Source organism: Paraburkholderia sp. A1RI_3L (genome assembly GCF_048957895.1).
In the GTDB taxonomy this organism is placed as follows: Bacteria; Pseudomonadota; Gammaproteobacteria; order Burkholderiales; family Burkholderiaceae; genus Paraburkholderia; species Paraburkholderia kururiensis.
The window spans coordinates 1-15,255 of sequence record NZ_JARCHA010000031.1 but is presented as its reverse complement, the minus strand read 5'-3'; the positions used below and the strand labels follow the sequence as shown (position 1 = coordinate 15,255).

The 15,255-nt window shown below is 63.1% G+C and carries 13 protein-coding genes; 3 read left to right on the top strand and 10 right to left on the bottom strand.

The annotated features are described in order from the left end of the window. From PXJ20_RS32300 to PXJ20_RS32290, 3 genes are all read right to left on the bottom strand, one after another. A partial coding sequence (locus PXJ20_RS32300; RefSeq protein ID WP_421030903.1) for an ESPR-type extended signal peptide-containing protein occupies positions 1–1,593 on the bottom strand: 1,593 nt, incomplete at its 3' end. Between the two features lie 106 nt (positions 1,594–1,699). After that, positions 1,700–2,122 carry a hypothetical protein gene (locus PXJ20_RS32295; protein WP_421030902.1) on the bottom strand — a complete coding sequence of 141 codons (423 nt, stop codon included), beginning with the start codon at positions 2,120–2,122 and terminating at the stop codon, positions 1,700–1,702. Between the two features lie 41 nt (positions 2,123–2,163). Next, entirely contained in the window at positions 2,164–2,913 is a 750-nt protein-coding gene (locus PXJ20_RS32290) for an EAL domain-containing protein (protein ID WP_421030901.1), read from the bottom strand. Between the two features lie 425 nt (positions 2,914–3,338). Between PXJ20_RS32290 and PXJ20_RS32285 the strand changes: the two genes are divergently transcribed. The 3 genes from PXJ20_RS32285 (at position 3,339) to PXJ20_RS32275 (ending at position 6,087) form a co-directional block, all read left to right on the top strand. Continuing rightward, positions 3,339–3,917, top strand: a complete 579-nt coding sequence (locus PXJ20_RS32285; protein ID WP_421030900.1) for a recombinase family protein — start codon at positions 3,339–3,341, stop codon at positions 3,915–3,917. A 64-nt stretch (positions 3,918–3,981) separates the two neighbouring features. Then, positions 3,982–4,713, top strand: a complete 732-nt coding sequence (gene aqpZ, locus PXJ20_RS32280; protein ID WP_421030899.1) for an aquaporin Z — start codon at positions 3,982–3,984, stop codon at positions 4,711–4,713. Between the two features lie 3 nt (positions 4,714–4,716). Further along, positions 4,717–6,087 carry a galactosyl transferase GMA12/MNN10 domain protein gene (locus PXJ20_RS32275; RefSeq protein ID WP_421030898.1) on the top strand — a complete coding sequence of 457 codons (1,371 nt, stop codon included), beginning with the start codon at positions 4,717–4,719 and terminating at the stop codon, positions 6,085–6,087. Between the two features lie 82 nt (positions 6,088–6,169). On the opposite strand, the gene PXJ20_RS32270 is transcribed toward PXJ20_RS32275, so the two are convergent. From PXJ20_RS32270 to PXJ20_RS32240, 7 genes are all read right to left on the bottom strand, one after another. Further along, entirely contained in the window at positions 6,170–7,459 is a 1,290-nt protein-coding gene (locus PXJ20_RS32270) for a hypothetical protein (protein WP_421030897.1), read from the bottom strand. 15 nt (positions 7,460–7,474) lie between these two features. Beyond that, complete coding sequence (locus tag PXJ20_RS32265) at positions 7,475–8,569, bottom strand: porin (protein ID WP_421030896.1); 1,095 nt, start codon at positions 8,567–8,569, stop codon at positions 7,475–7,477. A 109-nt stretch (positions 8,570–8,678) separates the two neighbouring features. Then, positions 8,679–10,109: a mannose-1-phosphate guanylyltransferase/mannose-6-phosphate isomerase gene (locus tag PXJ20_RS32260; RefSeq protein ID WP_421030895.1), complete on the bottom strand. Its 1,431-nt coding sequence runs from the start codon at positions 10,107–10,109 to the stop codon at positions 8,679–8,681. Further along, positions 10,110–11,885: a capsular polysaccharide biosynthesis protein gene (locus PXJ20_RS32255; protein WP_421030894.1), complete on the bottom strand. Its 1,776-nt coding sequence runs from the start codon at positions 11,883–11,885 to the stop codon at positions 10,110–10,112. It abuts the gene before it with no gap. A gap of 236 nt (positions 11,886–12,121) precedes the next feature. Further along, positions 12,122–13,330, bottom strand: coding sequence for a glycosyltransferase family 4 protein (locus PXJ20_RS32250; protein ID WP_421030893.1), 1,209 nt, complete (start codon positions 13,328–13,330; stop codon positions 12,122–12,124). Further along, a complete protein-coding gene (locus tag PXJ20_RS32245) occupies positions 13,330–14,622 on the bottom strand; it encodes a capsule biosynthesis protein (protein ID WP_421030892.1) in 1,293 nt (430 codons plus the stop codon). Before PXJ20_RS32245 ends, PXJ20_RS32250 begins: the two co-directional genes overlap by 1 nt. A gap of 92 nt (positions 14,623–14,714) precedes the next feature. After that, positions 14,715–15,014 (bottom strand): hypothetical protein, encoded by a 300-nt coding sequence (locus PXJ20_RS32240; RefSeq protein WP_421030891.1) that lies wholly within the window; start codon positions 15,012–15,014, stop codon positions 14,715–14,717. Positions 15,015–15,255: the final 241 nt, after the last annotated feature.

Here is a 15,255-nt window from a genome sequence, read left to right as displayed (position 1 = left end):
TGTGGTCGAGGTCGACGAGGAGAGCGACGCGATGCTGCTCGTGGCCGTGGAGACCGAACTCGACAACGATCCCGTGCTGCTGGAGAGCGAGCTGACCGTGCTGTTGGTACTCGACAGGCCCGTGGACAGCGAGCTGATGCCCGTGGAGGTCGAAGTCGAGAGCGAGTTCACCGCCTGGTTGGTGGCATAAAGCTGCGAGCCGTTGATGGCGTCCGTGCTCGTCGCGCTCACGCGGCCGGCGGCCACGTTCGTGATCTGCCGCTCGGCACCCGTGGCGCCCACGCTCACCACGCTCGTCGGGCTCGTGCCCGCGTAGCTGTACGTCGTGCCGCCTACCGTGCCGGTGGAGGTCGGATTCGCCGCGGCCGTGACCGAGCCGCTACCCAGCGCAACGTCGTTCGCGTTCGCGGCACTCGCCGCCGAACCCAATGCCAGTGATCCGTTGCCTGCCGCCGTCGACGCGCTGCCCAGTGCGAGCGAACCCGTACCCGTGGCCGAGTTCGCGCTGCCGATGGCCAATGCGCCCGTGCCGTTCGCGGTGTTGTTCGCGCCCAGCGCCACTGCGCCCGTGCCCGTGGCCGAGTTCGGATCGCCGATCGCGACCGCGCCATTGCCGCTCGCGGTGTTTGCAAAACCAATCGATACGGCCTTTCCCCCGGTGGCCGTCGCCGTGTTACCTATCGCCACTGCGTTTGCCGCATTCGCCACCGCGGTCGTGCCCACTGCAATCGAGTTGCCGCCCACCGCAGAGGCCGCGTTGCCCAGCGCGATGTCGTTGATGACCGTCGTACTGCCGCTTACGCCTGCGACGGCATTTGTACCGCCCGCGAACGAATTCTGACCATATGCAGTCGCACCGGTGCCGACGGTCATTGAATTGAGCCCGTCGGCAAGTGACGATTGCCCTACGGCCGTACTGTTGTCGCCATACGCGTGTGCGGCCTGGCCGACAGAGGTGCTGTCCAGGCCCTGCGCTCGAGCATTGGCGCCAACACTTGTGGAGTTTACGCCCGACGCCACACCTGCCGAACCAACCCGAACGGCAGCATCAGCCGTGGCGCCGGAAAGAATACCCAGAGCGACCGAGTTGGTACCTGATGCACTCGCACTTGCGCCAAATGCAGCCGCCCCTTGTGCTGCAGCTATGGCACCGCCGCCTATAGCGATAGACAGTCCGCCGCCGCCGGCCGTCGATCCTTGCCCGAGCGCGATCGAACTGGTCTGAGAAGCGGTCGCCAGGGAACCAATTGCGACGGCAGAATTAGCCGAAGCAGTCGCGTTACAGCCGATGGCCACGCCGTAAGTTGTGTTCGCCGAAGCATTACTACAACCGGACAGGGTTGTGGCCTGGCCAAACGATTCGCTGGAAAAAAAAGTCGCCACGCCACCAAATGCCAGGGTCACGGCAACCGAAATGAGACTGATGGAGGGATTTTCTCCTCCCACAGCGGCTGGCAACGGACTTGCGGTGCGACGGTCCCATATGGAGCATGAGACACCCGCTTTTGCTTTCCCCCCCGATTTGTCGATTTCCGAAATCGCCACAAAAGTCCCGAGCGATTCGTTCCAGACCGTCCTATAGATTGTGTTCATATTCCCCCCTTCCTTTGAACTTCACATTACTGTTCATGCGTCGCTGATTCGCTTAGGTATACTTAACGTGTAGGACGCTTCCCGTTCCGATTACGGCCTTGCTCCCTCAGTCGTTATTCGCCCACGCCTGAATTTCTCGTCCGTGCCGGTAGCCTGAGTAAAGCAGCCAGGCGCGCAACCCACCCGGTTCCATCCGAGCGCGACGTACCTCGTGCTGGCTTCTCAACCCCACGGTGATCATCGACCGCCACCCGTAGAAGCCGGTCGCAATGCCTACGTCGTACGCGCTCGTCACGCGGCCGCATTCGTCGCCGAGGTGATGGGCAAGGAGCAGATGGACCGACATCCGAAACCGCTCCATGCAGTGCTCCGCATCCGCTCGGGTGAGCCGCGCAGGCCGGCCGCCCGTGCCTGCACCGAAGCTCGTCACCAGGTTCAGGAGTCCGTCCAGGAACTCGCTGCCCGACAGCCCCGTCGCCCCTGCGCCGCCCTCAACGCGCGGCCTTTTCCCGTCTCTCGCTGTGCCCATCCTCTTGTCCCTCTGTCTGGTTATTGGCACCCGGTACGGCGCTAATGCTTCTGCTGCCCGACACCGCTACCCGTACGCTCATGACTGAAAAGCCAGCCCTGCACCCACCGCGCCCCGGCATCGCGGGCATGCGCAAGGTCGGTTTCCTGCTCGATGCCCTCCACCACCACCTGCGGAGCAAGGCTTCCTGCCAGCTTCACCATTGCCCGAAGCCGTGCCGCATGGGCTTCGCCACGCCGTGCTGCGGCCACGAACGATGCGTCGATCTTGATGATGTCCGGCGAGTGAATGCCGATCGCGGTATCTACGCCGTAGCCCACGCCGAAGTCGTCGATCGCGACCTGGCATCCGGCCTGTTTGAGGCGTTGCGCGAAACGCCGGCCCCGTTGCGTGTCCAGTCGCGCGGTTTCGGTGATTTCCACCACGAGCCGCGCGGCAACGTCAGGCGTGCACTCGATCTGATGAAGCATCGCCTCCCAGGCGATGTCGGCCACGGCGCTCTGCGCAGAAAGATTGACGCCCAGCCGCACGTCCGGCATGACTCGCAACAGCGTGACGGCCTGCCTAAGCACATGCCGGTCGAAAGCGCGAATGAGCAGGAGCCGCTCGAGTGAAGGAATGAATTGGGCCGCGCGCAATTGGCGCCCACGGGAATCGACTACGGTCGAGAGACATTCGTAATAGAGAATGCCCTCGCCACCGGAAACGCTGCACACCGGCTCGCGACGCAATACGACACGCGATTCGCGCATCGCATTGAACACTTCCCCTGCCAAATCCATGTCGTTCATCTATTTCTCCGGACCTGTCAAAACTTCTCTTTAGCGGTCTTTTTCGAAGCACTGCCGTGCTTTTCCACAGGTCGGACAAAAGGGTTCCTTTGTGCCAAATTGGTAAAAAAAAACCTGATCCGCCTCAAAGGCCCGTGGAATAAGGACGCTATTGAGCGCTGAAAGGGTCGGACAAAAGGGAACCTTTTTGTCCAGTAGAATGCGAGCCATCTTGCAATCTCTGACAAATGCCGGAGAAACGGCAAAGCCAAACACCAAGGAGACCAGATGAAGTTTTTGTCGCGGGGTGGCGGCAAAGACCCGCACCCTCCAGTCGTTTACTCATCGTTTATGCAATATGAATATTCAAAACTGGCGTGCCGCCCGCACTGCATTCTTTTGTGCCGCTCCGCCGCCGCAATATCGCGGTATGTCGGAGGTTCGTCATGAAAATGGGCTATGCGCGGGTCTCCACCGAAGAGCAGAACCTCGCCCTCCAGCAGGACGCGTTGCGTCGCGCGGGTTGCACCATGCTCTTCACCGACCGAGGTGTGTCGGGGACCGACTTCAGCCGCCCCGGGCTCGACCGTGCCCTCGCGAAGCTTTCCGCGGGCGACACGCTCGTGGTCTGGAGGCTCGACCGGCTTGGCCGCTCGCTCAGCAAGCTCATCGACCTGATTGCGTGGCTGGGGCGCCACGGCATCGGATTTGTTTCATTGTCCGAATCGATCGATACGACGTCGGCGGGCGGCCTGCTGATGTTCCACATGATGGCGGCGCTCTCTGAATTCGAGCACCACCTGATCAGCGAGCGAACCCGCGCGGGCATTCACGCGGCGCGCGCACGGGGCCGCACGATAGGCCGCAAGCCGTCACTCACGGATGCCCAGCGCAGCCAGGCCATCGCGCTGCTGGAAACCACACCTATCGGGGAAGTGGCGCGCCGTTTCAACGTGCACCCGCGCACCGTCAAGCGCGCACTGCAACCGCATGCCGGCACGACGCAACGCGTTCGCGGCGACTGATCACGGGCGACTGACCACAGGCCAAACACGCAGCAACACTCCCTCAACCCCAAAGGAGAACGACATGCCGCTATCCCGGCGTCTTGCAGCAGAACTATTCGGCACCTTCTGGCTTGTGTTCGGCGGCTGTGGCAGCGCGGTATTGGCGGCAGCCTTTCCGGAACTCGGCATCGGATTTACCGGCGTGTCGCTGGCATTTGGACTGACCGTGCTGACCATGGCCTTCGCCATCGGCCACATATCCGGCTGCCACCTGAATCCCGCCGTCAGTGTGGGACTGTGCGTGGCGGGCCGCTTTCCCGTGCGCGATCTGCTGCCCTACGTCGGCGCCCAGCTCGTGGGCGCCGTGCTTGGCGCAGCGGTGCTGTGGTTCATTGCATCGGGTCACCCCGGCTTCGACGCCGTGACGGGCGGCTTTGCGTCGAACGGATACGGCGACCGCTCGCCCGGGCATTTCTCCATGGCGGCCGCGTTCGTCTGCGAGGGGGTCATGACGGCGTTCTTTCTGTTCGTCATTCTCGGCGCCACGGACGCTCGCGGCGCCGGCCCGTTCGCGCCCATCGCCATCGGGCTGTGCCTCACGCTGATTCACCTCGTGTCGATCCCTGTGACGAACACCTCCGTCAACCCCGCCCGTTCAACTGCGCCTGCGCTCTTCGCCGGTCCCGCCGCACTCGACCAGCTCTGGCTGTTCTGGACCGCGCCGCTTGCCGGCGCCATCCTCGCCGGGCTGATCTACCCACTCGTGGCCGACACGTGGTCCAGTCGCGCACGCACGGGCGTGGGCCGCGCCTGACCCATGTCGACGCGCCTCCCGTCAGCCCTGTCTCCGAAGCCCGCCCATACGGGTTCCGATGAAGTCACCGTCATTTCGTGCTTCACGGAACCCGCGCCTGCGAGTCTAGAGAATCACCGGCACTACGCATTCGCGCACGGCTACCGGCATTGCTGGATCGACATGAGCAGCGGACCAAGGGGGCCGCAGCTTCAGGCGCTGCACCGCTACGAATGCCTGCTGGCCGCGCTGGACGCGGCAGCAGAAAACCACCTCGTGCTGCTGCTCACGGAGAACGCCGCCGTCGTCTGGCCCGTTGCGCTATCCCGTCTGATGGAGGGCCGGGACCGTCTGCTCGTGGCCACGTCCCCTGCCTGCGTGCAGCACAACGTGCAGGTATGGCGCAATACGCCCGCGGCCCGCGCCTGCGTGCGCGGGCTCGCGACGCAATGCCGGCTGGGCGGCGAGGCCTTCGTCAGCGAGAGCCAGCTGCTCGACGCCGTGCCCGCCTTGCCGTGGTACGAAACCATCGACGGCGTGTATGCGGTCATGCCGGCGGGGCCGAATGTCGATCCGCGCTGGAGCGTGGTGCCGGCATTCGCGATCAGTCTGGACGCTGCGATGCACTCGCCGCCCGAGCTCGGCATCGTGCCGAGGTTTCGCGACGCCCTGTTCGGCCACATCAATCATTGCCAGCTGCGCGGCGAGGCGTTGTTCGATGCCGCTGCCCTGCCCGGCGACGTCGCGCCCATGCCCGAGCGCAGCACGTTTCAGCCCGGCCATCGCGTCGCACTCGTCACGCTCTACACGCCCGATATCGCCTGCTACGGACGGATTGCCGAAGACAGCTTCAGGCGCTACTGCGAGCGTCACGGCTATACGCTGTACGTGCATCGCGACATGCCGCAGGAGGTGGGGCTGCCGGGCACGGGCAACTGGCTCAAGCCGTGGCTGCTGCATGCCTATCTGGCACACCATGAATGGGTGATCTGGGTGGATGCGGACGTACTCATTGCCGATCACGACCAGCCGCTCGAACCTCTGCTCGCCGAACGCACGCAATGGCTGGCGAAAGACATTGGGCAGTGGCCCTTCAATGCGGGCGTAATGGGCTTCCGGCGTACCGACGCCAATCTCGCGATGCTCGCCGCGCTGATGCAGCGCATCGCCGCGCTGCCCGACCGCTCAGGCGTCTATACCGGAAACGGCGACCAGTTCTATTTCATCGAAGTGATGCGTCAGCACAACCTGCTGGACGAAGACCTGATCGGCAGCCCGCTGCTGCTCAATACGCCGTGGTTCATGCGCGGCCCACGCAGCTTTATCGTTCATTATTTCGGCATGTGGACACAGATGCGCGCGCTGATGATGGCGCACGACGATCGCCGTAGCTGAGCGAATGCCGCGGCGAATTTGGCGGCGGATGCGGCGGCGAATTCGGCGGAATTCGCGCCGCCGCCTTGCAGAGAAACGCGCATCAACCCGACACGGTGGTCAACCTCAATTCCAGCACCTTTTCGCCGGCCTCCTCCCGGTCCATCCGAAGGACAGGCGGCGCTTCGAGTTCGCACGCGCCCGTCGAATAGATGCGGCACTCGAGCGCCGACACGGGCAGCGCCGCGTCGATGCGAAGCGTGAAGGATTCAAAGGCATCGAAGCGTATTTCGCCCCACGTGACTTCCCGCCTCGCGAATTCCCGGTCGCTGCCGTCCGACCCGACGACATCGAGCACCGCAACGACCGTATCCGCAGCGAGAGTGCGCGGCTCACCGAAATACCGCCCTGCTCGAAGCTGGAACGTGAAGCTGTAGGCTCCCACGTTTAGCCGTTCGTAGGGACCGAATTGCAGATAGCCTTCGACGTCGATGTGAAAACGCGCGTCGTCGTAGCCCTTGTGCAGCACGCCCTGTGTACGAAAACCGGACAGAAACCGGTTTGCCGGCAGATCGAACCTGGTTCGTGCCAGCTCGCGCGCACGGCGGTACAACTCGATATCGGCCCAGTTTTTTTCGACGATTTTCGCGAACGTGGCAGCGGAGACCTTAAACCGCGCTCCCCCTTCGTGAAGTTCGTTTTCCTCCGGCAGCGCAATGGTGGCGTTCACACGCGGCCTCACCGCGGCATCCTCGAGCCGGACGTCGAGCAGCCGGCCGAGATGGTCGAGCGATTCACCATAGCAGTCGAGCAGGCCGATGAAGTCGAACGCTTCCAGGCCTTCGATGGCGACTTTCAACATCTGCTCCACGTCGTCGGTCCGTTCGCCTCTGAAGAACTCGTAGATCGTGCGCGTGTAGTAATTGTTGAATGCCGGTATGCGATCGACGAGCAAGGATGAAAAGAACCCGTCGCAGGTCATCGTCTTGACCGGTATCGTTTCCGGCTGAGGAATCACACGTGCGGGAATATCCAGCCTGTAGCTGCCCAGCCACTCGTAGTGCGAGATCAGTCGTTCGATCGGGTCTCGCAACAGGGTAAAGACGAACTTCTCGCCCGGGATGTTATTGATCTCGTGACGCTGGAATGCATGACCATAAAAGAAGTAATAGTCGCGCAGCATGTCGGCAGGAAGGTACGCAAGCGCTGCGCGAAGGTCTTCAGGAAAGAAGTATCTGCCCAGTCGGCCCTGATAAAGCTGGGCGACGATGTCGGACCCGGCCGTTTTATGCATATGCAGGAAGACGATCTTTTTCACGTACACACCCATCGAGTGTTGTGGCAAAACGGGAAGCCCGACAGACACCGGGACGAGCGGCATGCTGTCGGGCACGATGCCTTGTTTCGGTCAGAACTTGTGCCGCAAGCCGACGCGCGCGGCAACCTGATGGTCTCCCGACGCGGCACCCGTGGTGCCGACAATCCACGCCGGGCCGGCCGCACCGGTTGCCTGCTGATAGAAGGCCTGGGCATAGACGTCGGTCCGTTTCGACAGCGCGTAGTCCGCCATCACGCCACCCTCGTGCCAGTGTCCCTTTGCGACGCCGCCCGTCTGCACGCCTTCTCTCAGGTGCGTGTAGTCATACATCGCTCCGAGTGAAAACGCCGGTGTCATGGCAAACCGGGCACTCACCTCGTAGTTCTGGAAAATCATCGAAGAGAATCCGGCGAGGTTGTGAACGTTCGTATAGGAGAAGGCGCCGCCCAGCGTGAGTTGCCCGATCAGAAAGTTCACGCCCGCCGCCGCAACACGCTGCCATCCGGCCGTCGCGAAAGGATCGCCGTCCGTCACGGCGCCAAACGCCGTTCTGGCCTGCCGGTTGACGTTCAGGTACGCCGCGCCGATCACGAGCGGACCGTTGCTGTATGACCCACCGGCACTCCATGCGCGGTTCGTCTTCGTGCCGCCGGGATCGTTGCTGAAGCCATAGAGCCCGCCCAACTGCAGCCCGCTATAGGACGGGCTTGTGTACTTGATCGAGTTGTTGATACGGAAGGAGTTGTTCGTGTTGTCGTTGTCGAACGGGTGCGAGAAAAACTCCCCGCCCCAACTGCCGTTGGCGGTTAGCGGTCCGACGTAGTCCACCACGGAGTCGTATTGACGCCCCATGGTGAGCGTGCCGGCCGTGGTGGAACTCAACCCCACGTAGGCCTGCCGGCCGAACATCCGGCCATCCTGCCCCAGCGCTCCGTTATTGAGGTCGAAGCCGTTCTCGAGACGGAAGATCGCCTGCATGCCGCCACCCAGATCCTCCGTTCCTGCGAGCCCCCACCGGCTGCCCTGCAGGATGCCGCTCTCCATCTGATAGGCTCGCTTCCCGCCGACATTCGAGGTGAAGTCGAAACCTTCGTCAACCAGGCCATAGAGCGTCACACTGCTCTGCGCATACGACACCGACGAAAGCAGGCTTAGCGCCACACTTGCCAGGACCAGTCTTTTCATTCGCGTTCTCCCAATATCGAGCCTTCATTCAATGGGCAAGGGGCCGGCTCGCGCTCCCCGTCAGCCCTCGCTTCAGCAGCCAGGGCGGTGCCGCCCACGTTGCAAATCGTTAACCTGCCGGCGCCCGGCCATAGGTGTCTTCGAGCCGCACGATGTCGTCTTCGCCCAGGTACGCCCCGGACTGAACCTCGATCAGTTCGAGCGGAATCTTTCCAGGATTGCTGAGGCGGTGCGTGGTCCCCACAGGGATATAGGTGGACTGGTTCTCGCTCAGCATGATTTGCTGCGTGCCGTTGGTGACGAGCGCGGTGCCCTTGACGACGATCCAGTGCTCGGCGCGGTGGTGGTGCATCTGCAGGCTCAGCTGGGCGGAGGGATTCACGACGATCCGCTTCACCTGAAAGCGGTCGCCGCGATCGATGCCTTCGAACGATCCCCAAGGACGAACCACGCGCCGATGCGCAACGGACTCCCCGCGGCCGGACGCATTCAAGGCATCCACGATCTTGCGAACGTCCTGTACGCAGTCACGCCGGGCCACGAGCACGGCGTCCGCTGTTTCGACGATCACGAGGTCGTCCACGCCGACGGCCGCGATCATCCGGTGTTCCGCGCGGATGTAGCTGCGCGACACGCCCTCTGCTACGACGTCGCCAAGCAGGACGTTGTTGTCCGCGTCCGCCGGTGCGAGGTCGGCCAGCGCGCTCCATGACCCGATATCGCTCCAGCCGATCCGGTCGGCCACGACCACCGCGGCCCGGTCGGTTCGCTCCATCACCGCGTGGTCGAGCGAGATGCGCGGGCACGCGGCAAAGTGCATTTCGTCGAGGAACACGTAGCCGCCGTCTCGATTGGCGTGCCACCAGGCCATTTCCGCTTGGGCCACGAGCTTCGGTTCGCAGCGGCGCAGCTCTTCGAGGCAGGCGGAGGCCTTCATCATGAACATGCCGCCGTTCCACAGATAGGCGCCATCGGCAAGCAAGGCGCTCGCTGTTTCCATGTCGGGTTTCTCTACGAAACGGTCGACCGCAAACACGTCTTGCATCCCTTCGAGCGGCGCCCCGCGCGCAATGTATCCATACCCCGTGTGCGGTTCTGTGGGCCGTATGCCGAACGTGACGAGGTGACCCGCTTGCGCGGCCAGAGATGCCTTTCCCACCGCATCGGTAAATGCCCTGCAATCCGAAATAACGTGATCCGACGGCAAGACGAGCAGCAGCGCTTCGGGAGAGTCTTCGAGCGCGAGCAGCGCCGCCACGGCGATGGCCGGCGCCGTGTTGCGCCCCACCGGCTCCAGCGCGATGGCTAGCGGCGCAATGTCGGCCTGTCGCAATTGCTCGGTGACGAGAAAACGCTGCTCGCTGTTCGCAATCACGATGGGCGAGACCGCGTCGGGAAGCTGTGCCGCGCGCATCGCCGTCTGTTGCAGAAGACTCTGCTCGCCGGTGAGCGACAGATACTGCTTCGGATAGCTGCCGCGCGACAGCGGCCACAGGCGGGTTCCGTTCCCGCCCGCAAGGATGACTGGATAGATCGGCATTTATTCCTCCCTTTGTTGTGGCCAATAGCCGTCGTGAATGCAGAGAACCCGCGCGTGTGAGGCACGCATACCGGAGAGGCCGTCTTGCGCCAGATGCATGGCGATGTTGCGCAGCCAGCGCCATGCTTTGCGCGCGGCACGCAGCGGCGTCAGTTGTATCGGGGAGAGCCGCCGCTGCGCCTGCGCAGAAAGTTGGGAGACGATTGCCTCTACCGTGGTGAAGCGGCCGAGCGTCCAGTCCCAGTACAGCGGATAGCGCAACAGCGCACCGGCAGTCAGCATGTCGAGCGTGAGCGGCCTGCTTCGTGCGTGAATGTCGGCAATCGCGTCGTGCGTCAGTCCCCAGCCCGCGTAGAAGGGCATGCCGTAGGTGAAGACTTTCTTGCCACGTAGCAGTGCGTCGAAACCCGCGAGTGAGGTCAATGTATGGACCTCGTCGGCCACTTCGATGAGCGACACGATGTCGGCCGTCGTATCGACCACGTCCACGCTGTCATGCAATGCGGGAACCTCGATCGCCCCCCTGCGATTGCCCGCGAGCACGTCGGGATGCGGCCGGTACACGAGCCATGCGGCAGGTCGCCGTTTGCGCACTTCGTGAAGCAGCGCTTCGGATGTGTTGATCCCCGGGCAACCGAGCCGCACCGAGGCGTCGTCGGCCACCTGTCCCGCCACCAGCACGATCTGCACGCCCGCCGGGGCACTCCATGCGGGACGTTGGCGCCCGAGGTTGTACTTGGTCAGTCCGGCCGCGACGATACGCTCGCGCAATGCCTTCGCTCGGGCGAGTTCGGCGTCGTCGAAGGTCGCGTGGTTGAGCAGCGAACCCAGATCACCGGGACGGTGCGGGTCGAAATAGAGGCCGCTGCGATCGATCACCTGGCTGCAGGGCGCGCACAGATCCGAACCCAGACCACACGAGCGAAGGAAACCGTCCTCGATGAAAAGTCGCGGGGCGGTACCGCTTGTACCGTTTGTAACGCTTGTACCGCTTGAATGCGGCACTTCGCGTACGCCCCACGTGGCGATAGGGTCGCCCGCTACCGCACCGGTGGGTCTTCTGACCCAACGAATTTTTTTCGCACTGCCGGCTTGAAGGAACGGTTTGATGAACGGGCGCTTCCACCACTGGAATCCACAGGCGGCAACGGACTGGATATCGCCATAGCGTCGCGCGACTTCGTTCTGCAATTCCATGCTGGCGACAACTGCATCGAGCTTCCCCTCCCGATGCGTGAACGGATCCAGGTAGTGCGCGAGTCGGATGAAAACGGCGTGAAAGAACGCTTCCCGTGTCGGCGACGAACGGCGCCCGGACTGAGGCTGACGGTCGTCGGTCAGCCCCCACCCCGCGTAATAGGGCGAACCAAAGACATGGACCGCGGCACCGCGCAGCAGCGCATACAGGCCTTCGGTGGCGCCGAGCGTATACACATGCTGCACGTCCGGAAGCAACGCACAAAAGCGCCCCACCTGCGTCGTCAGGCACGCATCGTCCGCGGGCGGCAGTACCGTGCCCGAAAGCCACAGACCGCGTCCGGGGTCGCTGGATCGAACGATCCATAGCGTCTGGTCGGGATGTTCGTCCTTCGCGGCCTGAAGCAGTTGGCGAAACGCTTCCCGTCGCTGCCGGCCCGAGCCCGAGAAAGGATCGGGCGACGAGAGGCGTTCGTCCATGATCACGACGGCCGCCCCGCCGCGGGACCCGGCGGCACGCAGAGCAAATGGCTCGTGGCTTGACGCGGTGCCGGCGTAGGCGTTCAGCAGCCGGTTCATGAGCACACGCCACCCGTCCTCGCACGCGCGCTTTCCGTCTTCATCCAGCACAGCGTTCAATGCCTCGACGAACGAGGCGGAAATCGACCTTGCGGCAGGGACTTCAAACCACGACAGCCGTTTGCGCGACGCTGGCGAACCCTCCAGAAGCGGCCCGTTCCATACAGACATCGGCGCGTTTTTTTGCCGGTTGCGGTGCATTTGATGCACGACTCGCCAGTACGTGTGCGCGTCCATCATGCGAGCCGGTCGAGAAAGGTTTCGAGCACGGCAAAGTGCTCCGACCACGTCGGCTTGCGAAAGCCGGCCACGCGCGCTACCTGCCGCTCGCGATCCTCGCTGTGCGGTTGGGCATAGGAGCGAATGCGCGCGAGCCACGCTGCCCCATCGAGGGGATCGAGATAGTCGGGCACGTCGCCGGCAATCTCGCGAAACACCGAAAGGTTGCTGGCGAGCACCGGCACACCCATGGACAGCGCCTCTGCGAGCGGCAGCCCGTATCCTTCGACGAACGAAGGGAACAGCAGCGCTCTTGCCGAACGAAGCCGCTCAAGCATCGTCGCGTCGGGACAATCCGGCAGATAAACCACCGCGTCTCGAAGCTCTGGACATTGAACGAGCATGTCGAGTTCGTTGGCACACTTCCACCCCTGCCGTCCGACAATGACCAGCTGCGGCGCCGCGTTGCCCCACTGTGCGACGAGTTCGCGCCACAGGTGCAGGATGAACCAGTGGTTCTTTCTGGGCTCGATGGTGCCCACCATGACGAAATGGGCGCGGGCGATGTCGCTGCCCGCCGACACCGGCAAAGGCTTAACGTCAACGCCAAGCCTCGCCACCGTGGTGGGCGGTATAGGGAGCCCATGCTCGTCGGCAAATGCCGTCAATGCCTGCAGCGTCGCCTGCGAATTCGTGATGATTCCCGCAGCAAATCGCAGTGCCGTACCCATTCGCGAGGCGTGCTGCCGTACGCTGAGCGGCCGGCAATAGTGCGGATGCGTGATCGGGATAAGGTCATGCACCATGACCACCGTACGCGCGCCCGCGGACAACACCGCCCGAAAATACCGGCTGTATTCGAGGCCGGAATGCGCCGTGTGGAGCACCGTTTCCCGGCCCTGCCATGAGAGCGGATACGGGGACATTCCCGATCCCCCCAATACCCTCGCGAGCGCGCTCAACGACGGCGCCGTTGGACCACCGCCCTCGCTCGCGCCCAGCAGCAGCCGGAACAAGCGATTCGATGCGCCGTGTGTCAGTGCCACGGGAACGCCACGAATGGCCACGATGGCCCGCGCCTGCCCGGCATAGCGGCGCACATAGGCAAGCCCGACCCGGTCGACGCCTGTGGGGCGAATACCGCGAACCCAACGATGAACGAGGCGCGTCACATCGAGGCGCAAAGGACACGGCGCAGCGCTGGTCCACTCCGTCACGTTCGTCATCACGCGGCCTCCTCTTCTGGCGAAAGGCCCACGGACGACCCGTCGCTGTCCGGCAGCGCGGCCGTGTGTCTGTGCGCCGCGAGGAGCCGCGCCGCTTCAACTGCGGGTTCATCGGAACGCGACGACGAACGGGACATGTCGCACTCGACATCGCCCACATAAAAGCTACCGTTCAGCTGCGTGTGATCGATCAGCCAGCGGCGAAAGCGCCTGTACAGCGCCATGTCAGGAACAAAGGAGCCGGCCGCTTGCCAGAACGCATCCAGCTCGCCCTTGAAAACGAGTCCCTCGATGTCGTACACGGGGTCACCCAGCGCTTTCACGCTCAGCCCGTGATGGATACCCGACAGCCCGACCGTGCTGTTCACGACGACGAGCCCTGCCGCGTGCGCGAGCAGCGTTGGCAGATGCTGGTCGTGGATGTAGAACACGCGGCCCGTGGCCCCATGTTCGGCACATACGCGCCGGATGAAACGGCGATAGTCGACGTGCCCTCGGTCCAGCGGATGATGTTTGAACACGAGCGCGCATGAGCCTGGTCCATGCCGCGAGAAGGAGGCGATAACCTCGCGGATGAACGGCTCCATCGACTCGAAACGGGAATGAACGCGAATCTGCGAGTCGGTCGCAGTCTGAAGCGATACGAGGAAAAATTGCTGGCTCAATGCACTGGTGAGCCGTCGTGTCGTGCTTCGTTCGCGTACTGCGTAGACGAGCTTGCGCCAGCCGGCGCGAACCCAGACCCATGCTTCGAGAAGCGAGAGCCGCCGGTGATGGCGGTAATGCGGAAAGAGAGCGACACCGAGCGATCCGGCCAGAAAATACAGTGCGCCCCACAATGCAAGCCACACGAACACGTTGCCCACCTGCTGCTCCGGCACGTCCGACTGATCGGGCAGAGACTCGTAGAAGCCGGCATCGCGCGGCACCTTCGAATGGCCGTTGGTGCCGTCCCGCTCCATGGTGACGAAGTCGGGCCGCACATAGCCCTCTTCGAAGACCCACACTTCGATCGAACGCTTTCGCGCGAGCCGCGCTGCCGCAGCGTGATAGGCGCGGCAATCGCCGAACAGGAGCACGGCGTCGATTTTCTTCTGCTCGAGGAGTGTTTCGAAGAAGGCGGGCCAGTCGGCTCGCGATCCGGTGTAGCTGATTGATCGCTTCGGAAAGAACAGCCAGTCGCCCGCGTTGAAATTGACCTTGTCAACCGCGTGTGCACCGGCGGCCTTCAATTGTTTCGACAGACGCCAGAAGAACGGACCCACCGGCCCCTGTAGCAGTAGAACGTTCATGTCTTTGAAATACCGCCAACCGCCCGGAATCATTTCGCTCGTCCCTAACGAAGGAATCGCCACACTCGCACTGCGTCTGCCGATGCGTTTTCTCAGGGCTTTACAGCCCGCAGCGTTTCGTGCACTTCGCTCGCCGCACTCCCCAATGCACTGGAGACCTGTTTGCCCGTCAGGTTTTCGCCCACGATCAGGGTCTTCGCACAGGCAACCAGGAAAACGAAGGCCACGAGGCGAAAGGCGAAGCCCGTGTACACACTGAGCAACATGAAAACCAGCGGAATGGATGCGAGCACGAGAGAAACGATGGGCGAGCATCCCAGCGCACTCACCGAGAGATACATGACCACCGTGAGCAGCGCGGTTTTCAGCGCAAGAACAAAGAACGTGTTCATAGGAGTCCCGAGGTCGATGAGTCAAACAAGACGGCGGCGCAGCGGCACAAAAGGCCGCACCAATCACGCGAGCGCACAGCGCGTCCGGCCGTTCCGCTTTCAGTCAGGCGAAGCCGATATCCGAACGCTCAAAGCGCTCAGAACGCTCAAAACGAATACCCGGCTTCGTTACGCCGGATGTCCGCCTCGACCATCATCTGGCACAGCTGTTCGAGCGTGGTCGTTGGCTTCCATCCAAGCT

Excerpts from the sequence above, each read along its gene's own strand:
- PXJ20_RS32295 (WP_421030902.1), bottom strand. The coding sequence starts at position 2,122 with ATGGGCACAGCGAGAGACGGGAAAAGGCCGCGCGTTGAGGGCGGCGCA.
- PXJ20_RS32290 (WP_421030901.1), bottom strand. The coding sequence starts at position 2,913 with ATGAACGACATGGATTTGGCAGGGGAAGTGTTCAATGCGATGCGCGAA.
- PXJ20_RS32285 (WP_421030900.1), top strand. The coding sequence starts at position 3,339 with ATGAAAATGGGCTATGCGCGGGTCTCCACCGAAGAGCAGAACCTCGCC.
- aqpZ (WP_421030899.1), top strand. The coding sequence starts at position 3,982 with ATGCCGCTATCCCGGCGTCTTGCAGCAGAACTATTCGGCACCTTCTGG.
- PXJ20_RS32275 (WP_421030898.1), top strand. The coding sequence starts at position 4,717 with ATGTCGACGCGCCTCCCGTCAGCCCTGTCTCCGAAGCCCGCCCATACG.
- PXJ20_RS32265 (WP_421030896.1), bottom strand. The coding sequence starts at position 8,569 with ATGAAAAGACTGGTCCTGGCAAGTGTGGCGCTAAGCCTGCTTTCGTCG.
- PXJ20_RS32260 (WP_421030895.1), bottom strand. The coding sequence starts at position 10,109 with ATGCCGATCTATCCAGTCATCCTTGCGGGCGGGAACGGAACCCGCCTG.
- PXJ20_RS32255 (WP_421030894.1), bottom strand. The coding sequence starts at position 11,885 with ATGAACCGGCTGCTGAACGCCTACGCCGGCACCGCGTCAAGCCACGAG.
- PXJ20_RS32250 (WP_421030893.1), bottom strand. The coding sequence starts at position 13,330 with ATGACGAACGTGACGGAGTGGACCAGCGCTGCGCCGTGTCCTTTGCGC.
- PXJ20_RS32245 (WP_421030892.1), bottom strand. The coding sequence starts at position 14,622 with ATGAACGTTCTACTGCTACAGGGGCCGGTGGGTCCGTTCTTCTGGCGT.
- PXJ20_RS32240 (WP_421030891.1), bottom strand. The coding sequence starts at position 15,014 with ATGAACACGTTCTTTGTTCTTGCGCTGAAAACCGCGCTGCTCACGGTG.